The 25245-nt window shown below is 47.7% G+C and carries 19 protein-coding genes, 2 pseudogenes and 1 other annotated feature; of the genes and pseudogenes, 5 read left to right on the top strand and 16 right to left on the bottom strand.

What is annotated here, in order from left to right:
- Nucleotides 1–104: 104 nt before the first annotated feature.
- The 4 genes from ACIFQM_RS11825 to ACIFQM_RS11810 form a co-directional block, all read right to left on the bottom strand.
- Nucleotides 105–2063: a helicase-associated domain-containing protein gene (locus tag ACIFQM_RS11825; RefSeq protein ID WP_430042133.1), complete on the bottom strand. Its 1959-nt coding sequence runs from the start codon at nucleotides 2061–2063 to the stop codon at nucleotides 105–107.
- Between the two features lie 6 nt (nucleotides 2064–2069).
- Nucleotides 2070–3893, bottom strand: coding sequence for a DNA repair helicase XPB (locus ACIFQM_RS11820; RefSeq protein WP_430045907.1), 1824 nt, complete (start codon nucleotides 3891–3893; stop codon nucleotides 2070–2072).
- Between the two features lie 153 nt (nucleotides 3894–4046).
- Nucleotides 4047–4475: a CBS domain-containing protein gene (locus ACIFQM_RS11815; RefSeq protein ID WP_014282315.1), complete on the bottom strand. Its 429-nt coding sequence runs from the start codon at nucleotides 4473–4475 to the stop codon at nucleotides 4047–4049.
- Between the two features lie 90 nt (nucleotides 4476–4565).
- Entirely contained in the window at nucleotides 4566–5771 is a 1206-nt protein-coding gene (locus tag ACIFQM_RS11810; RefSeq protein ID WP_430065613.1) for a M20 metallopeptidase family protein, read from the bottom strand.
- 250 nt (nucleotides 5772–6021) lie between these two features.
- Between ACIFQM_RS11810 and ACIFQM_RS11805 the strand changes: the two genes are divergently transcribed.
- Nucleotides 6022–7281: an FtsW/RodA/SpoVE family cell cycle protein gene (locus tag ACIFQM_RS11805; RefSeq protein WP_430042127.1), complete on the top strand. Its 1260-nt coding sequence runs from the start codon at nucleotides 6022–6024 to the stop codon at nucleotides 7279–7281.
- A 218-nt stretch (nucleotides 7282–7499) separates the two neighbouring features.
- On the opposite strand, the gene ACIFQM_RS11800 is transcribed toward ACIFQM_RS11805, so the two are convergent.
- Nucleotides 7500–7865 (bottom strand): Asp23/Gls24 family envelope stress response protein, encoded by a 366-nt coding sequence (locus tag ACIFQM_RS11800; protein ID WP_013310912.1) that lies wholly within the window; start codon nucleotides 7863–7865, stop codon nucleotides 7500–7502.
- 192 nt (nucleotides 7866–8057) lie between these two features.
- Here ACIFQM_RS11800 and cax point away from each other — a divergent pair, with 192 nt between their 5' ends.
- On the top strand, nucleotides 8058–9128 hold the full coding sequence (cax, locus tag ACIFQM_RS11795) for a calcium/proton exchanger (RefSeq protein WP_430042125.1): 1071 nt from the start codon (nucleotides 8058–8060) through the stop codon (nucleotides 9126–9128).
- Nucleotides 9129–9229: 101 nt separating this feature from the next.
- Here the strand turns inward: cax and ACIFQM_RS11790 are convergent, their stop codons facing one another.
- From ACIFQM_RS11790 to ACIFQM_RS11770, 5 genes are all read right to left on the bottom strand, one after another.
- On the bottom strand, nucleotides 9230–9520 hold the full coding sequence (locus ACIFQM_RS11790) for a YlaN family protein (protein ID WP_014282319.1): 291 nt from the start codon (nucleotides 9518–9520) through the stop codon (nucleotides 9230–9232).
- A 141-nt stretch (nucleotides 9521–9661) separates the two neighbouring features.
- The gene (locus tag ACIFQM_RS11785; protein ID WP_430042123.1) at nucleotides 9662–9904 is read right to left on the bottom strand and encodes an HPr family phosphocarrier protein; all 243 of its coding nucleotides are present in this window, start codon (nucleotides 9902–9904) and stop codon (nucleotides 9662–9664) included.
- A gap of 89 nt (nucleotides 9905–9993) precedes the next feature.
- Nucleotides 9994–11109, bottom strand: coding sequence for an aminopeptidase (locus ACIFQM_RS11780; protein ID WP_025684244.1), 1116 nt, complete (start codon nucleotides 11107–11109; stop codon nucleotides 9994–9996).
- 76 nt (nucleotides 11110–11185) lie between these two features.
- Nucleotides 11186–12037: a hypothetical protein gene (locus ACIFQM_RS11775; RefSeq protein ID WP_430042120.1), complete on the bottom strand. Its 852-nt coding sequence runs from the start codon at nucleotides 12035–12037 to the stop codon at nucleotides 11186–11188.
- 176 nt (nucleotides 12038–12213) lie between these two features.
- Nucleotides 12214–14199, bottom strand: a complete 1986-nt coding sequence (locus tag ACIFQM_RS11770) for a sensor domain-containing diguanylate cyclase (protein ID WP_430042118.1) — start codon at nucleotides 14197–14199, stop codon at nucleotides 12214–12216.
- A 436-nt stretch (nucleotides 14200–14635) separates the two neighbouring features.
- On the opposite strand from ACIFQM_RS11770, the gene rpsD reads away from it, so the two are divergent.
- Complete coding sequence (rpsD, locus tag ACIFQM_RS11765) at nucleotides 14636–15235, top strand: 30S ribosomal protein S4 (RefSeq protein ID WP_134913596.1); 600 nt, start codon at nucleotides 14636–14638, stop codon at nucleotides 15233–15235.
- An 81-nt stretch (nucleotides 15236–15316) separates the two neighbouring features.
- On the opposite strand, the pseudogene ACIFQM_RS11760 reads toward rpsD, so the two are convergent.
- Together ACIFQM_RS11760 and tyrS are read right to left on the bottom strand one after the other, a co-directional pair.
- Nucleotides 15317–15412: pseudogene (locus tag ACIFQM_RS11760) on the bottom strand (AraC family transcriptional regulator); the annotation flags it as partial.
- A 45-nt stretch (nucleotides 15413–15457) separates the two neighbouring features.
- Nucleotides 15458–16711, bottom strand: a complete 1254-nt coding sequence (gene tyrS, locus ACIFQM_RS11755) for a tyrosine--tRNA ligase (RefSeq protein WP_430045903.1) — start codon at nucleotides 16709–16711, stop codon at nucleotides 15458–15460.
- A 65-nt stretch (nucleotides 16712–16776) separates the two neighbouring features.
- Nucleotides 16777–17045, bottom strand: a binding site (T-box leader).
- Between the two features lie 135 nt (nucleotides 17046–17180).
- Between tyrS and ACIFQM_RS11750 the strand changes: the two genes are divergently transcribed.
- Nucleotides 17181–20204 carry a transglycosylase domain-containing protein gene (locus ACIFQM_RS11750; protein WP_430042114.1) on the top strand — a complete coding sequence of 1008 codons (3024 nt, stop codon included), beginning with the start codon at nucleotides 17181–17183 and terminating at the stop codon, nucleotides 20202–20204.
- A gap of 85 nt (nucleotides 20205–20289) precedes the next feature.
- Here the strand turns inward: ACIFQM_RS11750 and acsA are convergent, their stop codons facing one another.
- Nucleotides 20290–22005 carry an acetate--CoA ligase gene (acsA, locus tag ACIFQM_RS11745; protein ID WP_430042113.1) on the bottom strand — a complete coding sequence of 572 codons (1716 nt, stop codon included), beginning with the start codon at nucleotides 22003–22005 and terminating at the stop codon, nucleotides 20290–20292.
- A 242-nt stretch (nucleotides 22006–22247) separates the two neighbouring features.
- Here acsA and ACIFQM_RS11740 point away from each other — a divergent pair.
- Nucleotides 22248–22879 (top strand): annotated as a pseudogene (locus tag ACIFQM_RS11740) (GNAT family N-acetyltransferase).
- Between the two features lie 19 nt (nucleotides 22880–22898).
- Here the strand turns inward: ACIFQM_RS11740 and ACIFQM_RS11735 are convergent.
- The 3 genes from ACIFQM_RS11735 to ytxJ form a co-directional block, all read right to left on the bottom strand.
- Nucleotides 22899–23597, bottom strand: coding sequence for a 5'-methylthioadenosine/adenosylhomocysteine nucleosidase (locus ACIFQM_RS11735; RefSeq protein WP_430042109.1), 699 nt, complete (start codon nucleotides 23595–23597; stop codon nucleotides 22899–22901).
- 111 nt (nucleotides 23598–23708) lie between these two features.
- Nucleotides 23709–24716, bottom strand: coding sequence for a catabolite control protein A (gene ccpA / locus ACIFQM_RS11730; RefSeq protein WP_044648625.1), 1008 nt, complete (start codon nucleotides 24714–24716; stop codon nucleotides 23709–23711).
- Between the two features lie 107 nt (nucleotides 24717–24823).
- Nucleotides 24824–25165, bottom strand: a complete 342-nt coding sequence (gene ytxJ / locus ACIFQM_RS11725; protein ID WP_430042107.1) for a bacillithiol system redox-active protein YtxJ — start codon at nucleotides 25163–25165, stop codon at nucleotides 24824–24826.
- Nucleotides 25166–25245: the final 80 nt, after the last annotated feature.

The following is a 25245-nucleotide window of genomic DNA, read 5'->3' as shown; positions in this document are numbered from 1 at the left end:
ATGTTCATCTCACTTTATATAAAGTTCTACTGGTAAAGTAGACTCATTTATCATACCACATCCTTCTTTTGAGAAGAAGGAGTTTCATGCACATCCTGGCTCTTCTATGTAAAAGGAACCAGCAGACGCATGTCCGACCATTCCCCCGGCTGTAAAGTCGTGCGGGGCAACGTCTCACCGTCCATTCCGGTAGCATACCAGCCAGTCACACTCCACGGCTCACCGGGAGCCACCGCTTCTGGTATCCATTTGACCTCTTTTTCACCGATTCGCAGTCCTACCGCCGCTTGCCAGCGAATCGCCTGTTCCATGAGCTGTCGGGCGGTGGATGCATGGTAGCTTCTCCATTCTTTCGTCCATGACGCGGGTACTGCCGATTTCTCTGGAAAATAATCGGATGGGTCAGGTAGTGTTTTCTCCCGTTCATAAAAATGCAACGTTCGCCCCGTATAAACCAAACCCGCCCTTCCCTCTTGAGAAAATATCGGCCATTCCTGAGTTGAGTCTATTAACGTTTCGCCAACCAGTGGATAACGGTGAACCGGCTCGTCCACCCCCTCCAGCTCCCGGCGCGGACTTAGCCCAATCGTAGCAAGTGTCCTGCGGATTTGGGCAGCCGAACGTGCCGGAATAATAAAGTCCCTTTCACCAATCCGTTCAAGCAATCCAGCCAGTCCGGGGTGACTTGCAGCAGTGTCTGCGTCCTCTCGGGCACCACAGCGCAGAAGTGTTACCGTTGCAAACGCTGTCCGTCCCACATCCCCTGCCCACTGCTCCACTGCCATGCGTACATGGTCAGGCACGCCTGTACGGCTAAATTTGTCCAAAAGAGCAGGAATAGCTTTGGCCTCCATCCCCAGCTCAATCGCCTCTGTAACACTGTCTCGGGTGATCCGGTATACCACCATCCGATCCCCCGTTACACGTTCGCAGAAGCATTCCAGCTTCCAGCGCACATCATAAGCTACATCCGGCGGCACCAATATTTCAAAATCCGGCTGTACATAAAAGGTACCTGGCTCCTGAACCGCATCCTTCTCATCATCGGAACGAAGCATATCCAGCACTGGTACGTTCCAGCGAAAACACAGTTCTCCCGACGCGGTCAGCCCCCAATCACCCATTCCAAAGGCGGTCAGTGCGGTCAGCCATCCCTTAACCATATCTATGTATTGTCCGTTAAAGTTGAAATCAGAGACTGTATTGCACTCCAAAGGATCACTACTTTTCATATCCTCTTTACTCAGACTCTCCTTCGTAATCAGTCCCGTCTGAGTCATCCATTGGAGCAACGGCCCGATAGGTATCCAGCCTTCAGGTCCCGCATGAGTGGAGGCAACGCACAGCACATAACGAAAATGCTGCATTGACGCTTCGGCCTTACCGTACCTTTCCATGATTGTGACAAGAATATGCTTGCGCATTTGCCAAGCGGACAATTGAACCCAAGCTACCAGCCCGGCTTCCTGAATATGAAAAGAAACAGCTTCCTTCACCAGCAAGCCCAGGCTGAGCAGCAAGTCCATCACCACCACCGTTTGTACCGGATACAGCTCGGCGTGCGCATATTGAAGCCCAAGCCCAGTCAAATCTTCTGGATGAAAGGGAGTCAACTCGTTTAACTTTTGCAGCGACCGTTTATGAATGGTCCCTTTCGCTGTCAAAGGTACTCCCTGCACTGCAATACGGGACAACACATGTAGCAGCTCCGCTTCCAGTCCCGTCATCGCTTCATGCACCGTCAGCGGTTGATCTGTACCCATCGCTTTCATCGTACTTTGACTTTGCTCCAACAGCATTTCGTACAGATCCGACAGCCGATAAACCGGAATATATAACATTCGTTCGCCCCACGATTTGGTAACCGCCTCCAGCCAGCCCCGGTCGCGCAGTCCGTGCAGTGCCAGTTTCGTTTCGGCTCCGCTCAATGCTCCCCTGGTAAGCCGCAATGGCTCTTCTTCCTTCATGGGCTGTCCCGCGTATTGGATAAAGCATCGACGTAATACCAACAGCTCATCCGATGCAAGCTCCTTCCAGCCACCTTCCGTGTCCGTTACGCCCATCCTTGATCACGCCTCCCTTTTCTTTCCACCAGCTTCAGCCTCATCATTCAGGTTCCTGATAACCTCCCCCAAACTGAATCTGCGAATCGCATATTCATAGCCCTGCTCAATCAGAAACAGCTGACGGCGGGCTGCAAAATCCGTCTCCTTACTGTTTTCCGTCACCAGCGCATAAAAATAAGCCTTATTTTCACCAGACTTCGGTCGCAAAATACGGCCAAGCCGCTGTGCCTCCTCCTGACGGGAGCCAAAGCTGCCCGATACCTCTATAGCTACAGCCGCATCCGGCAAATCCACAGCAAAGTTCGCCACCTTGGACACCAGCAGGGTCCGAATTGTGCCGTTGCGGAACGCATCGAACCACCGCACCCGTTCAGCCTGGCTCATAGACCCGGTTATTAACGGCACGCTCAGCTCCTGCGCCAACATACGCAATTGATCCAAATATTGCCCAATAATAAGCGTGGGCAAGCCCTTGTGCTGCTGCATCAGGCTTCGCACCGCTTCCAGCTTGGCCGGATTTTCGGCGGCAATCCGGTACTGCTGTCTGCCTTCAGCACGCATACTACGCTCCAGAAGCGCAGCCGACATGGGAAGCCGCAGCTCCACACAATCGACCTGGGCGATCCAGCCCTGTCGCTCCAGCACCTTCCACGGCATGTCGTACCGTTTAGGTCCGATCAAGGAGAACACATCCCGCTCACACCCGTCCTCCCGAACCAGCGTCGCGGTCAATCCCAAACGACGGGTGGCCTGGATATCCGCCGTTGCTCGAAATACCGGCGCGGGCAGCAAATGCACCTCATCATATACAATTAGCCCCCATTTGCGCTCGCTCAGCAGCTTCATATGCTCAAATTCTCCATCTTTAGTACGTCGATGTGTTAAAATCTGATAGGTTGCCGCCGTAATCGGACGAACTTCCTTTTTCTGTCCACTGTATTCTCCAATGGAATCAACTGGAATATCCGTCTTCAGCTTCAATTCCTCAATCCATTGTCGAACAGATGTGGTATTAGAGGTTAAAATAAGCACCTCGCACTGGAGCCGCTCCATCACCGCCATACCAATCACGGTTTTTCCCGCTCCACACGGAAGCACAAGCACACCGCTGCCACCCAGACCGTCAGCCCCTTCAAACGCCTCGGCTGCCTCCGCTTGATAATCACGAAGCTTCATCTCCGTTTGTCCCTGACCTAGAGAAAAACGAAGCTGATTCCCCTCAAGATAGCCTGCCGTATCCATGACCGGGAATCCAAGTCGTGTCAGTTCCTGCTTGAGCAGGCCCCGATTTTCTGGCGGAACCGACACGGTCACTTCACTGTCACGAAGCAAACCAAGCTGCTCAAGATCGTGCTTGAGCAGCAGTTCATCCAGTAAAGCCGGGCTGTCCGCTGTCAATATCAAGCGTTCAGCTGCTGTACAGCTATGAGCTGTATCCAGCTCCATGCCTATAGTTGTATCCTGCTCAATACTGTTCAGATCAGCAGTATGTATGCTGTAACGGCCCTTTTCTTCCACTTTCGCCCGTGACAGCGTAAGCGTCCCGTAACGGGCGACGAGCTGTTCAATATCCTTTAACAATTCACGGGGAATTTCCCAACGGGACATGGATTGTAGACTATGTTGAACATCGGCGGCACTCCACCCAAGGGCGGCCGCATTCCACAGGGACAAGGGAGTGATGTGATATGTATGAAAAGCGGATGGGCTTTTAACCAGCTCCGCATAGACCTGCAACTGTGAACGTGCATGCTCTGAAGCGGGCAGGCCGGTTTCCAGCAAAACGGTAAAATCGCGTTGTACAATACAAGGGTGATCCGGATTCATAATTACCTCCTGTCAATCTATAGCACATCATCTTAAGTTCTATTTATAACAAACAGTTTGTCCGTTTATTCGCAGATCAACCAGAATAACAAGAAGTCCAACCCATATACGGGTTGAACTCCTTGTCATCCAGGCCTATCCTTGCTTTTTTACCTAGTGAACCTGCTCGGAAATATGGCTAAGCGCCTCTCCAGCGTTGTCTGCAAAAATATTACGTACAGCCAGATCGCCAATCGAAACAATCCCGATCAAACGATCCCCCTCCGTTACCGGCAGACGGCGGATTTGCTGCTCCGCCATCAGCTCGGCTGCCTGATCCACCGACATGTCGGCTTGAGCTGTACGGATGCCTGTTGTCATCACTGTGTCGACCGAACTAGAGCCGGAATGCTTAGCCGCATAACCGCGAACGACAAGGTCACGGTCCGTTACCACACCGATGAGCTTGTCACTGCCTTCACTCTCCACAACCGGGATAAAACCGGTGTCGTTGTCCTTCATTTTGAGCGCAATTTCATAAATATTGTCTTGCGGGGTAACCGTTACACATTTTTCAGTCATAACTTCCTGAACCTTTTTCATGGGTACTCCCTCCTTTTCAAGAGTAGGGTACCCCATTTCATTCTGCTCATACACCAAATCAGCTCGTACAGTTTCAGCTCACGTTAGCTGTCAGCGGCTGGAATTTTCTATTTTTCGCTCCGCTGCATATCCGGTAGACATCGCAATAAACAAACGAACCGCCTTAATCATCGCGTCCTCGTCAAAATCAAACTTAGGGTGGTGATGCGGATAAATGGCTCCTTTAGCAGGGTTACCTGCTCCCACGAACATGAAGCAGCCAGGCACACGTTCCAGATAATAAGCAAAATCTTCGGCAGGCATCAGCTTCGACGCTTCCTGAACTTTTCCCTCACCGAAAACGGATCCTGCTTCCTTAAAGAAACGCGAAGCTTCGTGTGCATCATTTACCACAGGCGGGTACCCCATAATATAACGAATATTGGCTGTTGTTCCGTAAGTTGCCGCTGTATGCTCCGTAACCGCATGCAGCCGATCCTTCATCACCGTCCGCGTTTCCTCGTCAAACGTACGGATCGTCCCGCTCAGGCGGCATGTTTCCGCAATCACATTTTGCGCAGCTCCCGCTTGAATTGTTCCCACCGTCAGCACAGCAGGCCGCAAAGGGTCCACTGAACGGCTCACGATGCTTTGCAGTTGCATAACAAGAGCTGAACCCGCTACCACACTATCATGGGTAGACTGAGGCATACCGCCATGACCACCCTTACCCGTGATTTCAATATAAAAATCGTCCGCCGCCGCCATCAACGGCCCTGCGCAACTCGCAGCCGTTCCGACCGGGAACGGTGTCCACAGATGGATGCCGTAAATAACGTCTACACCTTCCAGCACACCATCCTTCAGTACATGGACCGCGCCACCGGGCAACAATTCCTCCGCAGGCTGGAACAAGAACCGTATTTCTCCTTCCAGCTCATCCCGATGCAGACTAAAATAGTAAGCCGTTCCGAGCAAAACGGACGTATGCCCGTCATGTCCGCATGCATGCATGGCCCCGTCTATGCTGGAACGATATTCGCATTCTTTCTCATCCTGAATGGGGAGAGCATCCATATCGGCGCGCAGCTTCACAACAGGCCCGGGCTTGGAACTACGAATGGTACCGACAACACCGTGCCCTCCTACGTGACGGCGAACCTCAATCCCCCAGTTCTCCAGCTTGTCCGCTACAAAGGCTGCGGTTTTGCTTTCCTGAAAAGAGATTTCAGGATTTTTATGTAAATATCTGCGCCACTCCACCATATGTTCCTGTAGCTGGTCAAACCAGCTCTTATCTGTCCCATGTTGTGTCATATTGCTCCACCTCTCCTTTTAAAACACTGGGCAGCTTCCCGATAAATCTTGCAGCTTCACAACGTATGTGCCACGCTCTCAAACCTTATTTTGTATTCTATTGTAGCAGATATGGAATTGTTGCGATATCCGTTGCTGTATGGAGGTTGCAGAAGCCCTCCAAAAATACTATGATTAAATGGATAGACGATAAAATAATAATGATAAACGCCTGCGAGGTAACTTGCGGCGAATACCGGGGGAAGCTGATATGAGAAATACGAAACCGGAGACTCGAAAAAGAGGCACACCGGATTTCCAATTGCTGATCCTCACCTTGTTGCTGGTTGGATTCGGCGTAATCATGGTATTTAGCGCCAGCTCCAGCGTAGCTCTGCTGAATAAAGAAACCAATTTTGACTCTTTATATTTTGTGAAGCGCCAAGCGTCATTTGCTATACTTGGACTTTTCATTATGTTGATTGCAATGAACATTAAGATGGAAAAATATAAAAAGCTATTTGTACCTTTATTTTTCATTACGGTTTTACTGCTGGTCATCGTTCTTTTTACAGGCTCTCTTAACGGCGCAAAAAGCTGGCTCAGGTTTGGTAGTGTTGGATTCCAGCCAACCGAGCTTGCGAAAATCTCCATTATCCTGTATTTATCTGCACTGATCGTCAAAAAAGGGGACCGGTTTAGAGATTTGCGAGCTGGCTACATACCTGTAACCGTCATTGTAGGTTTTGTTGCAGGGCTCATCATGCTACAACCTGATTTCGGCTCCTGCTTTATTTTGGTAGCCACCAGCGGCCTGATTATTTATGCAGGGGGAGCCAGTATCAAGCATATTACGGCATCAATCGCTCTGCTCGTGTTAGGTGCTTCCATCGTTTTTGGTATTGGGTCGTTGTTTGGAGGAAATTCTGGAGCTACAGATGGACAAGCCATAGCCCAACAAGATTACAAAATCGGACGTTTTCAAGCCTTCCTCAATCCCATGAAATATAAACAGGGAGTCGGATATAATCTGGTGCAGTCCTTGCAAGCTATAGGGGAAGGCGGAATAAGTGGGTCTGGATTTGGCAAGGGCATTATCAAGCTTCACTATTTGCCTAACTCTTTTAATGACTTTATTTTTTCCGTAATTGGTGAAGAATTTGGATTCATCGGAACAGCCATATTTCTGATGCTGTATCTGTATTTTATTTGGCGAGGGATGCTTATCGCCTTGCGTTGCCATGATCCGTTTGGGACGTTGGTGGGTACAGGTATTATGGGCCTGATCGCCATTCAGGCGTTCATTAATATCGGCGGTGTAACCCAGACTATTCCGATCACCGGGGTTACGCTTCCTTTTATCAGTTTTGGTGGATCATCCCTTCTCGTCACGATGTTCTCCATCGGAATCATGCTCAGCATCTCCCGCGAAAACACCAGACAGGCAGTACAGGAACGTACTACAGGAGTAGCAGTTCGGACCGAAGTGCCTAACCGTTTTCAAACTCGTAGAGCCAACCGTTCCCGTTAAAAAAAGAACTTCCCGATCGCCGGCGACGGTGGTCTTGGAAGTTCTTTTGTATACGTATATAGATGCGTTCAATCTGGCGATATACGATCCAGCTTATTTGCAAACAAAAACTGGCGATCCTGAAACCGCCAGTTTTTGTGTTTTATTTGTATCCTCGCGGGGAAATTCCCTGCATGTATAAAGCTGGCGGAAAACGTCGATGACCCGCCTTGTCTTTTTTACACTGCATCGTCCTTGAAAGCGACACCCTCTACTTTTACGTTCACTTCCACAACCCGCAAACCTGTCATGCTTTCGACAGCTTCTCGCACATTTTGCTGAAGAATCCGGGACACCTCATGGATCGGTGTTTCGTAGAGTACAATAATACGAAGATCAATGGCAGCTTCCAACTGTCCAACCTCCACTGATACGCCTTTTTGCACATTTTTACCACTCAGCCTTTTGGCCCAGCCTTCAGATAAGCCACCTGACATTGCAGCAATGCCGGGCGTCTCCAGTGCAGCCATCCCCGCAATTTTACCTACGACATCGTTGGAAATCTTGATGTTTCCTGCTTCCAGTTGTTGAATTTGCTCTGCCATGACCTATGTCCCCCTTCATCCATCCTTTATTTGTATTGTAAAGCCTCAGCCACTGCAATTGCAAACCTTACGTAGGAAAAACAACTTTCGTTTACAACCTATATCCATTTGGGTATATTAATTTAGAAAATCCATACAAGTGACAGCATTCACCAAACTTGTACATATCCTTTGATATCGAGGTGCACTACATTGAAAAAATGGTTATCTCCCAGCTTGCTGGTAGCGACCTTTGCCCTTAGCGCAGTCGCTCATTACGCACATTGGAACGCGATCGCTCAATTCGTCATTTGCGCAATCTCTGTCGTGTTCGTAGCCGGGTTTCTCGGCAGAGCCACCGAAAGCGTAGCCCATTATGCAGGCCAACGTCTGGGCGGATTTTTGAATGCCACTTTCGGCAACGCAGCCGAACTGATCATTGCCATCTTTCTCGTCAAAGAAGGTCTTTACGATATGGTGAAGGCGAGTCTGACCGGCTCGATCATCGGCAATTTGCTGCTAGTGCTTGGAGCAAGCCTGTTCGCCGGTGGGTTGAAATACAAAGTACAAAATTTTAATGTATCACTGGCTGGCTTAAGCGGTTCACTGATGATTGTGGCGGTCATTGCCCTGTTTGTTCCAGCTGTATTTCTGAATACGCATGTCATTACGGATAGTGAATCGGATACACTCAGTCTCATTGTAGCAGGCACACTGATTGTGGCTTATATTGCGTGGCTTATTTTTTCCATGATTACACATAAAGACTATTTATCTGACGTTACTGAACAACAGGACGAGGAACTGCCGCATGAGCACGCCCCTGTGTGGTCCAGAAACAAATCCATCACTTACCTGGTAATCGCTACCGTTATGGTCGCCTTTGTCAGCGAATGGCTTGTAGGAACACTGGAGGTATTCACGACCCAGTTCGGACTCAGCGAATTGTTCGTGGGTGCATTCCTCGTTGCCATTATCGGTAATGCAGCTGAGCACAGCGCGGCCATTTTGCTGGCGATGAAAAACAAAATCGGCGCATCTGTCGAAATCGCAGTCGGCAGTAGTCTGCAAATTGCGCTATTCGTTGCACCTGTGCTGATTTTCATCAGCTACTTCATGGGAAGTACGATGAATATCGTTTTCACCACGATTGAGCTGGTCGCCATTGCCGTCGCTGTATTTATCGCCAAGTCTATTACCCAAGACGGCTCAACCAACTGGTATGAGGGATTAATGCTGCTGGTTGTGTATGTTCTGTTAGGCGTATCTTTCTTCCTCGTGTAGACCTTTCAAGGTAGGTTGGCTCTGTCCCATTGCATTATGTAAAAGCATCAAAAAAAGCATGCTCTCAGACTCGCATGCTCTCATCAATTAAAACCGTCTTCCTAATTGGCCTTATTGTTCATGGCCTCATATAGAATAGCCAGATTGCGTTCCAGCTCACTGACCAGCTGTTTACCTACCATTTCCGGAAGAAGGCCGGCGCGAACCGCAAAATCCACTTCCTTGGAAAATCCGTACATCTGAGTATCCAGCACTTCCTCATAGAGAGGGCAATAACGGGTTGCCAGATTCTCCATCTGTACTTCAATAAGCTTCTTTATTTTATCTGCGTCGTCCTGAAGCAGATTAATGGCCCTGATGTTCAATTGTTCCTGCAAATCAGATGAAGTCATGGATTCTTCCCCCCTATGTCTCAATGTCGCACAAGACGTCCTATCGTTAATATTAGACCAAATTGCAGGCTAATACAAGAACCTGACAAAAAAAGCATCCCTACAGTTACAGGTAGGGATGCTTTTGATCCAAGAATATAGTCAGGAGGCTACCGTTATGTGTAGCCCATGCTTCTGGAACACTTCAGTCATCGCTTTCTTGGCTTCCTCTGCGTCAGGTCCGTGAACATGAAGCTCATAGCTGTGGTTGCTGACCAATGTCGTAAACAAGCCAAGTATACTTTTCACATCAATATACTTACTTTCGGAATGAAGGACGATGGAAGAAGTAAACTTGCTCGCTGTCTGTGCAATTTCAACAACAGCCGCATTATTATTAGACATAGAGATCCCTCGCTTTACTGGATTATCATGTATCTTTACTCATCCATTATAATACATTGAAATCGCTTTCTCAGCAAGAAGAGATATCGTTATTTTAAATTCTCAGGATTTAACGGCTCCAGCTCAGGAAGTAAAAATATGCCGTCTTTGCGGATTAGAACATCGTCAAAATAAATTTCGCCGCCGCCATATTCCGGACGCTGAATCAAGACCAAATCCCAATGGATCGAAGAACGGTTGCCGTTGTCTGCTGTTTCATAAGCCTGACCCGGCGTAAAATGCAAGCTGCCTGCAATTTTTTCATCAAACAGAATATCCTTCATCGGATGCAAAATATACGGATTGAACCCAATCGCAAACTCCCCAATATAGCGTGCTCCCTCGTCAGAATCCAAAATATCGTTCAGCCGCTTTGTATCATTACTCGTTGCTTCTACAATTTTACCATTCTCAAAGCGGAATTTTACATTTTCAAAAGTGATACCATTGTACAATGTTTGTGCATTATAGCTAATGGTTCCGTTGACAGAATCTCGCACGGGTGCGCTATATACTTCGCCATCCGGGATATTGCATTGACCGGAGCATTTGATGGCACCGATTTGCTTAATAGAGAAATTCAGATCCGTGCCCGGTCCGCTAATCCGCACCTTGTCCGTCCGGTTCATCAGGTCTGCCAACGCATCCTGTGCCTTATCCATTTTCGCGTAATCCAGATTGCACACATTGAAATAAAAATCCTCGAACGCCTCTGTGCTCGTATTCGCTAACTGCGCCATGCTGTCATTCGGATAACGCAATACAACCCATTTCGTATGCTTCACCCGCTGCTCGCTATGTACCGCATGCTGATAAATCGAATTATACAATTTCATCTTGTCTTCCGGTACGTCTGACAGATCATTGACATTTTCACCAGCGCGAATCCCAATGTAGCAATGCATTTGTTTCATCCGATTAAGGTCTATTTCAGCCCAGGTTTGCACCATTTCCTTTGTCGCATGGCGAAGCATGGCGCTCTGGACCTTACGATCAGTAAGCTGAACGAAAACGTTGCCACCTTTTTTGCCCACCTCATGAATAATGGCGTTAAGCAGGTCACGCTCTGTACCGATCATTTCAACCAGCACGTTCTCACCCGGCTGTACCTCAACAGAGTAACCTACCAGATTTTCTGCCAGTTTAAGTATTCTGGGATCTTTCATTTGTTGTCTCTCCTTCTCTATTTCATTCTTTTTGAACAACGGTTAATTCCAAATCCATTGTATCATGCCCGCCCTGTTACTTGTAGCCCTCAAAAGCAACTCTGGTAATCAGAGCTTCCTCATGCTCCTCTCCGATTGCCTCCTGCCGGGCAATTCGGCATTCCGACGACAACTTCAGGGGCAGACCTGTTTGGCGGTCTATCGTCAGATGATACACAGCCTGCACATCAGAATGTTCTAATTGGCTACTCATATCCTCGCAACTCTGCGCCCATATTCGATTCAATTTTTGCTGTAGCTCTCGATTTGTCCCGTCATACTTCATTTTCGCTTGCAAGAGTTGAGGATTTATGGCATTCATTTCTTTCATTAAACGCTCTTTCAACCATCGCTTTGCGGATGCAGGCTCCGGCTCAATCCTCACTACCCAGGTTCCCCGCGCTGCCCCAGCCTCCATACGAACGGTCTTATTCAGTGCATTCAGTTCCTCCAGCTCCTGAAGCGGATTAAAACGATTTAACATCCCTACTCCATTCATAGCTATACGTTCAGGCGTCACCGCAATCCATTTTCCATCCAGACGAAGAAAACGCTCCTGTGTTACCCCATCCCCGAATACGCCTTGTTCGAGTGCAGCATAGCTTGACTGTTTGTTAAAAGCCGACGCAGAACCCCAATGCATGGTCAGTTCATCGTGATTGCTCACTTTTCCATGATATGCAAATTGTTTGTTCGTCAGCAGACCGTTTTTGGTTATGACACCAGCTTGTCCTTTGAACGTTAATATTTCTTTGCCCGCTACTCCTGCAACGGCTCTTTTAAAAATCTGCTCCGGCGCATTTTGCTGTTCTGTCAGTGTACATCCACTCAACGAGCACATCACCAGCAATATACAAACTAGCATAACCCATTCTCTTCTCCAACGCATCCAGTTCTCCACCCATCATGTCCTGAAATAACCATTACCTGTGTACTTACCATTCTAGTGACGCTTATGCGCCACACACGTCTGAGTTTGTTATTTTTATAGCTACGATTAGGGTTTCCTGTCTACAAAAGGTTATGCACAGCACAAAAAAGAGAATATTCCATTAGGAACATTCTCTATGAATTACTGACATGATCAATAACAATCCGGTTGCGCCCTTCATTTTTCGCCTCATACAGAGCCATATCTGCCCTGTAAAATAAAGATTCAATACTAATCTGCTTATCCAGCCAATTCCATTCGGCAATTCCACAGGAGACGGTCACCTGTGGCTGGGTCTCATGTTCTATGCGATAACGGATTTTTTCCGCATATTCCAACGCCTGCTGCACACCAAGCTGCGGCAAATAGATCGCCAGTTCCTCGCCGCCCCATCTAGCACATACATCCTCACTGCGAGTCGCCGAACGAACAATATCGCTGACGCTTTTCAATATTCGGTCACCTGTCTGATGCCCGTATGTATCATTCACCTGTTTGAACTGATCAATGTCCACCAGAATAAGAGATCCGCAAAAATCTTTCTCCTGATGCCTCTGAATTACTTTGTCCACATAATGACGTACATACAAACCCGTTAACATGTCCATATTGGCCAGACGCCGTACCTCAGCATGCAGCATGGCATTTGTTACAGCCAAACCGATATGGGGCGCCAGCATTTGCAGCATTTTGTAATTATCGTACGAAAAAAAGTGAGGGAGCTTACTGGACAATAAAATAGCCCCTCTCGGCGTACCGCTGGTTTTCATAGGTACCGCCATCAAAGAAAGGGAGTCGGTCATATCCATAAAACTGGAGGATATCTTCCCTTCCTTTCTGTAATCCGACACGATGAGAGGCTCTCCTGTTCTGCGTATCAGCCCTGCAACCCCATCCTCATCAGAGTAACTATGCAGACTCAAACTTTCTACGTTGCTTGACGTGACCTTAAAGCAATTTCCCTCCTGATCGAGTTGCACAATACAACAAAAGTCAGCCAAGAACATTTTCAATAATTCCTGCACAGCAAACTCGAATATTTCATTCAGTTTAAGGCTTTGATTCAAGCGCTGAACGAGTTCATTAATGAGGCGCAACTCATGGATGAGCACATTGGATTGCTCCAACAGCTTTGCATTTTCAAATGCGGTGCCGGCTGTGTCTGCCATCATGGCGATCAGCTCCACATCCACTTCCTTCATGCTTTCGGCACCTGATGGAAGAATCATATGGAATACACCATATACTCCTTGCTTGCCACGTAAAGGAATGCCAATTTCGGTCATTTCTCCTTCTGTGCCTACAGGCTCATTTACAGCCATTTGACCTTTCATAAATGCACGCACACATACATCCTCGTCCCGCTCGTGCAACAACAAAGGTTTGACCTGTGGATTACGACTGTGACGATCCTGGCTCATATATAACGTGATATCCACATGCGGAAACAAGTAAGCTATGCTGCCAAATACCTCGTCCAGCACGCCTTCAACATCAATCTTGTCATGCATCCGCTTTACAATCTGAAATAAAATAGAGCGTCGCCTGCCTTCGCGGTCGCTCCGGTTCTTCATCCCGAGGATGTCTTCCATAAATATATACTCAAATCTCGTATAAAAGCAGGATCTAAAATGCAAAGCTGCCGCCAATAATGCATCCTGCTCAGGAACAGAATGTTGAGCAGGCAGTGTAAAACGAAGAGCAGCAAAAGCCTCACCCTTATAATTGCGGCAAAATACAGGAACCATGTACACAAATGCAAGGCTTCCGTCCCGAAGTTTGCATTGGCTTATTTCCATTTCTCTGGACAAGCAGCAACGTTCGATCAGCTCCAAATCCTCGTCATTATCCTCTTCCCTACCTGCAACGCGAACACCTGTAAAATTAAAAACGGCGGTATGTTCTTCATTAACCCACGATATGCCATTGCTCTGCTGCAACCAGTTTCGATACCCTTGGACAAGAAGCTGATTAATATAGGGGAAATCAAAAGGTGTCATATCCATGTTTTGCAGCCAGGCAAAAGACGTATACCCTTTATCATCAAACAGCGGGGCATCGCTAGCCTGGGCTGTTTTACCGTCAAGCGTTTGCTGATCCGTTGTTGAAAAGTCCGACATATTAAGGCGCTCCTTCACAGCAAAATTAGCTGTACCAAGACAGCGGCTATACACCACTATAGCTTATAATATGATCTATTTTACTCTTAACTACAGAAATATGCATCCATTTTCCAGAAATTCGTCCCACTTTTTTAGTTCTAAAGCCCTATCGACAAATTTTGACGTTTTCATTCTTTTTCTCTTCTTGACATTGACCCATCATTACATATAGTATATATTAATGAAAAAGACTGTACGGCAGAACTATCTACTGTGCGGATCTTAAATTTTGGGCGTAACAGTTTGTGTCACCCTCATCTTATTTGTTGCTGACAGGACAGCGGCTGAACTTTTCTGTCAGTAGTGCGCATCACCTTGATAGGTAGCGCCGAACAAATTGGAGCGCAAAGAGAGCCCCAACTCAAATTTTAATTATGAAGGAGTTAACTCTATAATGGCACGTTACACTGGTCCTAAATTTAAATTGAGCCGTCGTCTGGGAATTTCCCTGAGCGGCACAGGTAAAGAATTGAAACGCCCTTTCCCTCCGGGACAACATGGTGCAAACCAACGGAGAAAAATCAGCAACTACGGTATGCAGCTTCAAGAAAAACAAAAGCTGCGTCACATGTACGGCTTGGGTGAAAAACAATTCCGCACTCTGTTCAACAAAGCTCAACACATGCACGGTATCGCTGGTGAGAACTTCATGTTCTTGCTGGAAAGCCGCCTGGACAACCTCGTGTTCCGTCTTGGCTTTGCTAACTCCCGTGCAGGCGCACGTCAATTGGTAGCACACGGTCACGTTACTGTGAACGGTAAAAAAGTTGACATCGCTTCTTACCAAGTAAGCCTGGGTGACGTGATCGGTCTTCGCGAAAGAAGTCGTTCCCTGTCTTCCATCAAAGAAGCTTTGGAAAACCGCAACCACTTGGTAGCTTACCTGGAGTACAATGACGCAGCTCTGGAAGGCAAATACATCCGTTTGCCTGAGCGCGGCGAATTGTCCCAAGATATCGACGAAAAACAAATCGTCGAATTCTACAACCGCTAATCCTTGTGATAGCACCGAAAAGCACCCGAACTTCGTTCGGGTGCTTTTTTCGTGTTACTGTTGCGTGTTGCTTGCAACATTTTATTCGATTGGTATATATACCTTGATATCCAAATCGGGAAAGGAAGAATTCATTACATCGGTGATTTCAAAATCCGGTCCTTCCCTACGTTCAAATAAACCCAGGGCTACCTCACTCCCGTCATGTGTCTCACATTTTTATCAGCCCAGCTTGATTTTGGCGAACTTCCGTTTACCAACCTGCACAATATCGCCTTCCTGCGGCGTGTATGCTTCGTTAACATCGGTCCATTTCTCTTCGTTAATTTTGACCGAGCCCTGCTGAATACTGCGTTTGGCTTCACCGTTAGAAGCCGCAAATCCCAATTGAGTCAGCAATTGGATGACACGGATGCCGCCATCTTCCAAATGATCCTCCGTCAAAGTGAACTCTTCAATATCGTCAGGCAGCGCTCGTTGCTGAAATACAGTCACAAAATGCTGCTTCGCTGCTTCCTTCGCTTCCTTACCGTGGTACATGCGTACCAACGTTCCGGCCAGCTTCATTTTGGCGTCACGCGGATGCACTGAACCGTTCTTAATACCTTCCGCGAGCTCAGCCAGTTCCTCATTGTTCAAATCTGTTGCCAGCTCAAAATATTTAAGCATCAGTTCATCAGGAACCGACATGGATTTTCCATAGATTTCGTTCGGCTCCTCATCGACACCAATGTAATTGCCCAGACTTTTGCTCATCTTCTGCACGCCATCCAGCCCTTCAAGCAGTGGCAACGTAATGGTGGCCTGTGGCTCCACTCCGTATTCCTTTTGCAGAGTTCTGCCCATCAGCAAATTGAACTTTTGATCTGTACCGCCCAGCTCAATGTCGCTTCGGAGTTCCACGGAATCCATCCCTTGCATCAACGGGTAGAAAAATTCATGGATGCTGATCGGCAAGCCGTTTTGGTATCTTTTCGTAAAGTCATCCCGTTCCAGCATACGTGCGACAGTTACTTTAGCGGCCAGAGTTACCACATCCGCAAAAGACATGGGCGCCAACCAATGGGAATTGTAGTATACCTTTGTTTTTTCGGGGTCCAGAATTTTGAATATCTGCTCCTTATACGTCTGAGCATTGCGCTGGACATCTTCCTCGCTCAGTTGCTTACGAGTTTCCGATTTGCCTGTCGGATCACCAATCTTGCCCGTAAAATCACCGATGATAAGTTGTACCTGATGACCAAGCTCCTGAAACTGGCGTAGCTTATGCATAACGACCGTATGCCCAATGTGAATGTCCGGCGCCGATGGGTCAAGTCCTAATTTAATTTGAAGCGGCTCACCGCTAATGACCGATTTAATAAGCTTACGCTTCAGCTCGTCCTCCGGTACAATTTCTGCCACACCACGTTGAATCACATTTAATTGGCGTTCTACCTCTACCCGCTGTTCAAGCTTCAACTCTTCCCACTTCATCCTGTATACCTCCTGTTTTTATCCAAAATATTACATATTAAACAAACCAAAAAGCCCCTTTCATCCCAAGGGACGAGAAGGAGCTGCTCGCGTTACCACCCTAATTAAAGAAACGTATGCCAAAGACAAGTGTTTCTTTCACTTCATTCCTATAACGGGCCTACACCCGGTACTGGATTACTATAGTCAGCTTCGCAAATCTGCAAAAGCTCTACCATTCATCCAGACAGCTCCAGACGGTAATTCAAAGGAGGGTCGTTACCGATTCGCACCACCCATCGGCTCTCTGTACAACGTGATTCCACCTTCTACTGAAGTCTTTCTCTGCTTTTCACGATATTTACTTTGACCTATTTATACCACACCACTTTTATAGAGTCAACGACACCAAAAGACAGGCTTTTTAGCATATGGGTTCATTTTGTAATTTTATGCTATAATAATGGCTGTTATAAAGGAGGAAGACTTAATGGTTGAAGAAAAAAACAATGTGTCAGAGCCAAAGCCTTCCCGCTTATGGACATACATGCGAAGGCTCGGCCGTGTCATAAAGTGGGTCGTCATCATCGGTTTTATGGGAGCGCTGTTTGCAGGAGGAGCCGCAGCCGGCTATGTAGCCTCTATTGTGAAAAGCGAGCCTGTGCGCTCCAGATCCATGATTGAACAGGAAGTAGACAAAAATGCAATTACAGGCTTCGCTTATTTCAATGATGGCTCCCCTATCGGACAGCTCCGGACAGAAGAAGATCGGCGTCCTGTCACGTTTAAGGAGATTCCGCAACTCGTTATTAACGCAGTCATTGCCATTGAAGATAACCATTTTTACGAGCATAAAGGTGTCGATCTGTCGGGAACGCTGCGGGCTATAAAACAAAAAGCGCTGCATGAATCCGTACAAACCGGGGGAAGCACCCTAACCCAGCAGCTCGCCCGTCGCGTCTTTCTGAATCTGGATCGCACAGATGACCGCAAGGTCAAGGAAATTTTGCTCTCTCTGCGCCTTGAGCGCTTCCTGAGCAAGCAGCAAATTATTACGGCCTATCTCAATAAAGTACCTTTTGGTAACGGATCAAGCGGTTATAACGTCTTTGGGATCAAAGCAGCGGCCAAAGGTATATTTAATGAGAATGATCTGAATAAGCTGAATGTGGCTCAAGCCGCCTATCTGGCAGGTCTACCACAGCTTCCTTCCTCTTATTCCGCTTACAACGGTAAGGGTGAATTTAACGAGTCCGGCTTTAAAAGGGCGATCAACCGCCAGCAGCTGGTACTTAGCAGGATGCTAGAGGAGAACAAAATCAATCAGGCACAGTATAATGAGGCGATGGCTTTTGATATCAAAAAGTCGCTCGCTCCACGCACCGTTAAAGCCTACAACACGTATCCGTATCTTATGATGGAAACGGAACGGCAAGCGGCACAGGCACTTATGTCAATCACAAATCCGGGTCAAGCGGCCAATGCCAGTGCAGATGCCAAAACTATGGATGATAACGACGTACTCAAAGAAGCTGAACAACAGCTTCGAACAGGTGGTTATATGATATATACCACTATTGATAAAAGTATCTACAAGTCGATGCGCCAAATTGCAGAAAACAAGGATAATTTCTCTTCCACAAGTAAAACCAAGGGTGACGAGCAAGCGGCCGCCATTCTTATCCAGCACAAAACAGGCGCGATTCTCGGTATGATGGAAGGCCGGGATTTCCAAAAGGAACAGATGAATTATGCTACCCAGATGGTACGCCAGCCGGGATCGGCTATGAAGCCGATTGCCGCCTATCTTCCTGCATTGGATAGCGGTCTTGTGCAGCCAGGCAGCATCGTAGATGATGCACCTATTATTTTGAAGGATGGCAGCAATGGGTATCACATCCCGAAAAACGCCAATAACCGCTATCAGGGGCTTGTTACGGCCCGTTATGCTTTGAATCAGTCACTAAATACGGTAGCACTCAAGCTGTTTAACGAAAAAGTGGGTATCAGCAAAGCTTGGGATTTTGTCAAGAAGCTAGGCATTACCACCTTGGAACCAAGCGATAACAACGCCCAGACGGGTGTACTCGGCGGCTTGGCCCATGGGGTCACAGTCGAGGAACTGACGAATGCTTATGGTGCGATTCCAAACGGCGGTGTATTTAATGACGCCTACATGATCGAAAAAATTGTGGACTCGCAAGGGAATATCGTTTATAAGCATCAGCCTAATCCTGTACAAGCCTTTACACCACAAACCGCCTATCTGATGACGGATATGCTGCGTACAGTCGTGTCGGAAGGTACAGGCAGACTCGTGAAGCGTAATTTCAATCAAGCTGGCAAGATTCCGATTGCTGGTAAAACAGGTACTACACAATCTTATACCGATGTATGGTTCGAGGGCTTTACGCCTGACGTCACACTGGGTGTATGGGTTGGTTACAAGCAGCCTGTCAATAAGCTTGAAACGAAAGCACAAAAAGAGCGGGCACGTCGCCTGTGGGCGCAAATCATGAATGAAGTGACCGCCAAGGATCCGGATCTGTTCCAAACCAACAGCTTCAAGCGACCAGACGGTATTGTAACAAGAACAGCGTCCGCATACGGTTCGGATATTTACAACAGTAAGTATCCACCCAAAAACAGTGAAAATGGTGTCACTCGTGCCAAATATATTACCTATCAAGGTGTCAATTACATTCCACGGGACGGCACACCGGATGACATGTTGAACGAGCGGACCGTTAGTAAACGGGAAAAACCGATTTCAGAGCTGATTAAAGAGCTCCAGCAAGCCTTTACGGTGATGAGACGACATAATTCATTGTCCTACTATCTGCCTCAGGATGCAGATAAGGCGGCTCCTACCCAGATTGATCCGCGCAAAGACGATGGAGCCGATCCTAGTGCTCCGTCTAACGTTAGCGTAAGCTATAGTGACGGAAAAGCGAGGATCAGCTTTAGCCCAAGTGGAAACAGCGACGTCGTAGGATACCGCCTATATCGTTCTACGGATGGGGGCAGCTTCCAACGGCTTGGCAAGGTCGTCATGGCTGACGGCTCTAAAGTGTTCTCTGACAGCCCGGGTGGCAGCAGCTCCAGCTACTACGTAACCGCCGTTGATGTAGGCGGACATGAGTCAGGGCCAAGCCCCCAAGCAAGTGCAGCTCCTGTAACGCCACCTGTTGATCCCGAGAATCCAGTTGTACCGGGTGAAGGAGATGGAACAGGTGCGCAGCCTACGGAGACTCCTACCGCTCCTGGGCAGCCTCAAGCGAAAGCAGCAGGCTCAGCCGTGGCGCTCCAATGGAGTGCAGGAAAGCCTGAGGACGCGATTACAGGCTATAACGTGTACTACAGTGAAAGCGGTGCGGAGCCTTTTGCAAATATCGGCTCCACCGCATCCACCAGCTTTCAATATAAAGCGGGCAGCAAACCGAAGGGCTGGTTCCGCATCACTTCCAAGAATGCCTTGGGGGAATCACCTCCTTCCGGAGCCGTTCGTCCATAAAAGCTCACAACAGCAACAAAAAGGGAGTCCCTTAGCCATCACGGCTTTGGAGACTCCCTTTTTTGTATCTTTCTTAAAAAGCATTTCAATCCTCTATGGTAGACAAATCTCCTGTAGGAAGATTAAGCTCCCAAGCTTTCAGTACACGTCTCATAATTTTACCGGAACGAGTTTTGGGCAGCTTTTCCTTAAACTCAATTTCACGTGGTGCAGCATGGGCAGACAGCCCTTCTTTGACAAAGCGATAAATATCCTGCTGCAAAGCTTCGGAGGGTGTATAGCCTTCACGGAGTGAGATAAAAGCTTTAATGATCTCTCCCCGTATGGTATCCGGCTTTCCGATCACTCCAGCCTCCGCTACAGCGGGATGCTCCAGAAGCTTGCTCTCGACCTCAAAAGGACCAATTCGCTCCCCGGACGAATTAATGACATCATCAATTCGCCCCTGAAACCAGAAGTATCCGTCCTCATCCATATAAGCAGAATCACCGGACACATACCAGTCGGAAAAACGGAAATACTCCTGAAATTTGTTCGGGTTGTTCCATATACGGTTCATCATAGACGGCCACGGCGTACGTATCGCCAAATGCCCCATTCGGTTAGGCGGCAGCACTTGCCCCCTGTCGTCCAGAATAGCAGCCTGGATGCCAGGCAATGGCTTTCCCATCGAGCCGGGCTTAATCGGCAGCTCAGGGTAATTACAGATCATTTGGCCACCCGTTTCCGTCATCCACCAGGTATCATGAATACGTTGCTTATATACCTGCCAGCCCCAGCGCACCACCTCGGGATTCAGCGGCTCTCCGACGGACAGCACATGTCGCAGGCTTCCGAGATCATATTTGTCAACGATATCCTCCCCTGCGCTCATGAGCATCCGAAACGCCGTAGGAGCGCTATACCATACGGTCACCTCGTGACGCTCAATGGTTCGATACCAGTCCTCGGGGCTAAAACGACCGCCACGAATAACATTTGTTACTCCATTCAGCCATGGGGCAAAAATGCCATATGACGTTCCGGTAACCCAACCAGGATCGGCTGTACACCAATACACATCATCTTCACGCAGATCCAGCACCATTTTTCCGGTATAATAGTGCTGTATCATCGCGTTTTGCACATGATATACGCCTTTAGGCTTGCCCGTTGAGCCTGACGTGTAATGAATAATCAACCCATCCTCACGACTCAGCCATTCCGGTTCAAGTTCCTCGGAGGACGCAAGCATTTCCGTCTCAAAATCAATAATCCCCTGCTCCCGTTCGTCCACGTCGCCAACCACAAAAATATGCCGCAGCTCCGGAAGTTGGTCACGCTGTACGCGCGCGAGAAGTGCAGGCGTGGTCACCAGCGCCACCGCCCCGCTATCTTCTAGCCGATCCTTGACCGCCGTTTCCATAAATGCCTCAAATAAAGGTCCGACGACTGCGCCTACCTTCAAAATGCCAAGCAGACTAATGACCAGCTCAGGTGAACGCGGCATAAATATAAATACCCGCTCCCCTTTGCCAATTCCGTATTTACGCAGCACATTACCAAACCTGTTGGAGCTGGCACGCAACTGAGAAAAGGTGTAGGCTTCATGGCGGTTCGCGTCACAATACAACAACGCCGTTTTGCTGCCTCTCCCTTCCTCTACATGCCGGTCAATCGCTTCATGCGCCATGTTCACCTTGCCTGATTCATACCACGTAAAATGACGCTCTGCATCTTCCCACTGAAAGCGGTTGTAAGCTTGTTCATACGGGCCCATGTTGGATGTGGGAACTACAGCCTGGAGTTCTTCAATCTTCATGCGTTCAGCCTCCTCACGATATAATGAGAATAATATAGAACATGATAACGCTTACAAATTCAATACAAGCATGTCAATTCCTTTGTTTAACATCTGATAAAAGCGACCAATTGTGAACAATTTATGTCTAAAACAGTATATCATAGGTGAGGATGTGACGACCATCCTTTTCATTTATTTGTTTTTTTGCTATAAGTAGGGGATATGGAGAGCTAGGTCACAGTAAACAAGGAGGCACATGTATGCAGCATTTAAAACTGCACCATTTGGACACGCTGAGTCATAACGGGCAAAAGATCTACTTAGAAGGCCCCGTATCCGCTGACCAACTGCGTTCATTTCAAATGCATCCACAACTGGACGCCTTTCGCAAGCCGAAGGAGCAATTCGACGCGCTGGTGGATATTTCGGGACTGCCGGAAGGCAGGATTATCATCGCTCATGATGGGGAAACCATTCTCGGATATGTGACTTTTCACTATCCGGATGAGATGGAACGCTGGTCGGAAGCCGGAATGAAGGACCTGCTGGAGCTTGGAGCGATTGAGGTAGCCGACGAATATCGCGGACTGGGTCTGGGAAGCCAAATGATCCGTGTCGCCTTTGAGGACGGACAACTGGAATCCTATATTATTTTTACGACTGAGTACTATTGGCATTGGGATTTAAAAGGCAGCGGTCTCTCTGTATGGGAATACCGCCGCATGATGGAACGTCTGATGAAAACCGTGGATATGATCTGGTACGCAACGGATGATCCTGAAATATGCTCCCACCCGGCGAATTGCCTAATGGTCCGATGGGAGAGGATGTCCCCCTCACGTCACGGGAACAGTTTGATCGTATCCGGTTTGTGAGAAGGTTCATGTATTAAATATTATACTATTTTCCATTTAAGACAAATACTTCAGCATATACTCCACAATCCGATGCGAACGATGGGAAGATTCTATTGTAAATTCGCCAAAATTAACGTGGGCAGATCCGTCTGCCTTATCAGACATAGAGCGGAGGACCACGTAAGGCACAGCGTTCATATGGGCTGTCTGAGCCACTGCTGCACCCTCCATCTCGGTACAAGCACCGTCCATCTCCTGATGCAATGCAGCTACCAGCTCACGACTGGCGATAAACTGGTCACCGGAAAGCACCTTGCCGATAATATAACGATCGCCGAAGGATTGACAGGCTTGCTCAGCCAGGCGAACAAGATCAGGATCAGCTGCAAACTCCGAGGTATCCTGATAAGGAATGATCCCTTTGGCGTAACCCAAAGGTGTTACATCCATATCATGCTGCATACACGTCGAGGAGATCACGATATCCCCAATATTTAAATCCGGATGCACCGCCCCTGCCACTCCTGTAAATATGATTTGTTCCGCTCCAAAGCTATCGATAAGGATTTGTGTCGTTACCGCAGCATTGACCTTACCTACACCGGACTTGCATACGACAACCTGTTGACCGTGAATGACTCCCTTTGTATAGGTGATTCCAGCCTTGACCGACTTACTAGCTTCAGTCATTGCAGCAAGCAGCAGCTCAATTTCTTCATCCATGGCACCAATTAATCCATAAATTCGGCTCATCTCAAATCCCTCTATTCTTTGTTTAATGATGTGCATTATGGACTATGTATTCACGAAAAAAGCTCCATAAAAGGAGCTTTCATCAAAGGTCTATCCTGTTAACAAATTTGTCTAGTCTAAATAATTAACGGACAACCGCAAAATCGTCTCATGCGGCAAAATAACGCGGGGATTTTCCACATTTTCCTTCTTCATCAGCTTGGTCAGCAAACGCATCGCTACTGCACCCAAATCGTACATCGGTTGCGCTACTGTTGTAAGCTGCGGACGAACCATGGAAGCCATACGGATATTGTCCACACTGATGACAGAGAAATCGTCCGGTACTTTCAAGCCTTCATCCTGAATGCTATGAATCGCACCAATTGCCATTTCATCCGTAGCCGCAAAAATTGCGCTTGGCTTCTTCTTGAGGCCCAGGAAATACTTCATTGCCTCCACACCGGACTCATAACGATAGTTCCCGATTCGCACGAGATCTTCCTGATATTCCATTCCTGCTGCTTCCAGCGCTCTCTTGTAGCCTTGGAAACGTGCATAGCCATTCGCAGGGTCCTGAAGAGTACCACTAATCATCGCGATTTGACGGTGCCCGTGGCGGATCAATGTATTCACAGCATCAAAAGCAGCGGCTTCATGGTCAATATCAACCGAAGGGTAGCTGCCTTTCTCATCACTCGTTGCGCACAGAACGATAGGAACCGCAGCCGTATGAAAGGCCTGAATATGCTCGTCCGTTACTGTGCCACCCATGAACAGAAGTCCATCAACCTGCTTTTCGAGCAGCGTATTGATGACACGAATCTCTTTTTCTTTCCTCTTATCGGCATTACACAAAATAATGTTATAGTGATACATATTCGCAATATCCTCAATGCCCCGCGCAATCTCTGCGAAAATTGAGTTTGATATATCAGGGATAACCACGCCGACGGTTGTTGTCTTCTTGCTGGCCAGACCTCTAGCCACCGCATTAGGCCGATATCCCAATTGCTCAATCGCTTCATATACCTTCTTGCGTGTCTGAGGCTTTACGTTAGGATTATTGTTAACTACACGGGACACTGTCGCCATTGAGACACCAGCTTCGCGAGCTACATCATAGATCGTTACCGTCAAATTCCTTCTCTCCATTGCCAATAAATTTTCAACCGAATCCTAGAACAACTAATTAGAACTATGATACGACAAAATACCACTTTATGCAACGACAGCGCTCATTATATCTATACCAAATGATCGTGAAACGCACGCGCAGTGATATTCGAATGGGATGTATGCCAGACAGCCTCTCCGCCCTTGATCAAAATGGCCTGCGGTGATTCATGCTGCAGCTGGAGCTTGTTCGCAGCCTCATTGGACACCGGCCGGTCTTCTACTACATAAATGATAACGTATTCAATATTTTCGTTGGGAGTGTCTTGCAAATAGGACTCCAGTTCCTGATGTGCGCAAGAGCTAATCGGACAGCGCGTGCTATGTTTAAAAAGAAGCAATGCCTTGTCTGATGACGCTTCCAGCGCCGCATTTAATTGTTGAACAGTAGTCATTTTTGTCATCGTCGCCATTGGATATACATTCCTTTCCTCGTATTGTCGTATGTCCTATTCACATCCTAACAAAAAGAACATGTAAAATCCAATGGTGA

The organism is Paenibacillus sp. NRS-1782 (genome assembly GCF_050467685.1).
In the GTDB taxonomy this organism is placed as follows: domain Bacteria; phylum Bacillota; class Bacilli; order Paenibacillales; family Paenibacillaceae; genus Paenibacillus; species Paenibacillus terrae_A.
The sequence above is the reverse complement of the archived record's forward strand: the minus strand, read 5'-3'. Positions and strand labels throughout refer to the sequence as shown.

Coding starts and splice junctions, on each gene's coding strand:
- ACIFQM_RS11750 (WP_430042114.1), top strand. CDS start 17,181: ATGGTTGAAGAAAAAAACAATGTGTCAGAGCCAAAGCCTTCCCGCTTA.
- rpsD (WP_134913596.1), top strand. CDS start 14,636: ATGGCACGTTACACTGGTCCTAAATTTAAATTGAGCCGTCGTCTGGGA.
- ACIFQM_RS11825 (WP_430042133.1), bottom strand. CDS start 2,063: ATGGGCGTAACGGACACGGAAGGTGGCTGGAAGGAGCTTGCATCGGAT.
- ACIFQM_RS11810 (WP_430065613.1), bottom strand. CDS start 5,771: ATGACACAACATGGGACAGATAAGAGCTGGTTTGACCAGCTACAGGAA.
- ACIFQM_RS11785 (WP_430042123.1), bottom strand. CDS start 9,904: ATGTCTAATAATAATGCGGCTGTTGTTGAAATTGCACAGACAGCGAGC.
- acsA (WP_430042113.1), bottom strand. CDS start 22,005: ATGAAGATTGAAGAACTCCAGGCTGTAGTTCCCACATCCAACATGGGC.
- ytxJ (WP_430042107.1), bottom strand. CDS start 25,165: ATGGCGACGATGACAAAAATGACTACTGTTCAACAATTAAATGCGGCG.
- ACIFQM_RS11805 (WP_430042127.1), top strand. CDS start 6,022: ATGAGAAATACGAAACCGGAGACTCGAAAAAGAGGCACACCGGATTTC.
- tyrS (WP_430045903.1), bottom strand. CDS start 16,711: ATGAAGTGGGAAGAGTTGAAGCTTGAACAGCGGGTAGAGGTAGAACGC.
- ACIFQM_RS11815 (WP_014282315.1), bottom strand. CDS start 4,475: ATGAAAAAGGTTCAGGAAGTTATGACTGAAAAATGTGTAACGGTTACC.
- ACIFQM_RS11775 (WP_430042120.1), bottom strand. CDS start 12,037: ATGCGTTGGAGAAGAGAATGGGTTATGCTAGTTTGTATATTGCTGGTG.
- ACIFQM_RS11790 (WP_014282319.1), bottom strand. CDS start 9,520: ATGACTTCATCTGATTTGCAGGAACAATTGAACATCAGGGCCATTAAT.
- ACIFQM_RS11780 (WP_025684244.1), bottom strand. CDS start 11,109: ATGAAAGATCCCAGAATACTTAAACTGGCAGAAAATCTGGTAGGTTAC.
- ACIFQM_RS11800 (WP_013310912.1), bottom strand. CDS start 7,865: ATGGCAGAGCAAATTCAACAACTGGAAGCAGGAAACATCAAGATTTCC.
- ACIFQM_RS11770 (WP_430042118.1), bottom strand. CDS start 14,199: ATGTCGGACTTTTCAACAACGGATCAGCAAACGCTTGACGGTAAAACA.
- ACIFQM_RS11735 (WP_430042109.1), bottom strand. CDS start 23,597: ATGAGCCGAATTTATGGATTAATTGGTGCCATGGATGAAGAAATTGAG.
- ACIFQM_RS11820 (WP_430045907.1), bottom strand. CDS start 3,893: ATGAATCCGGATCACCCTTGTATTGTACAACGCGATTTTACCGTTTTG.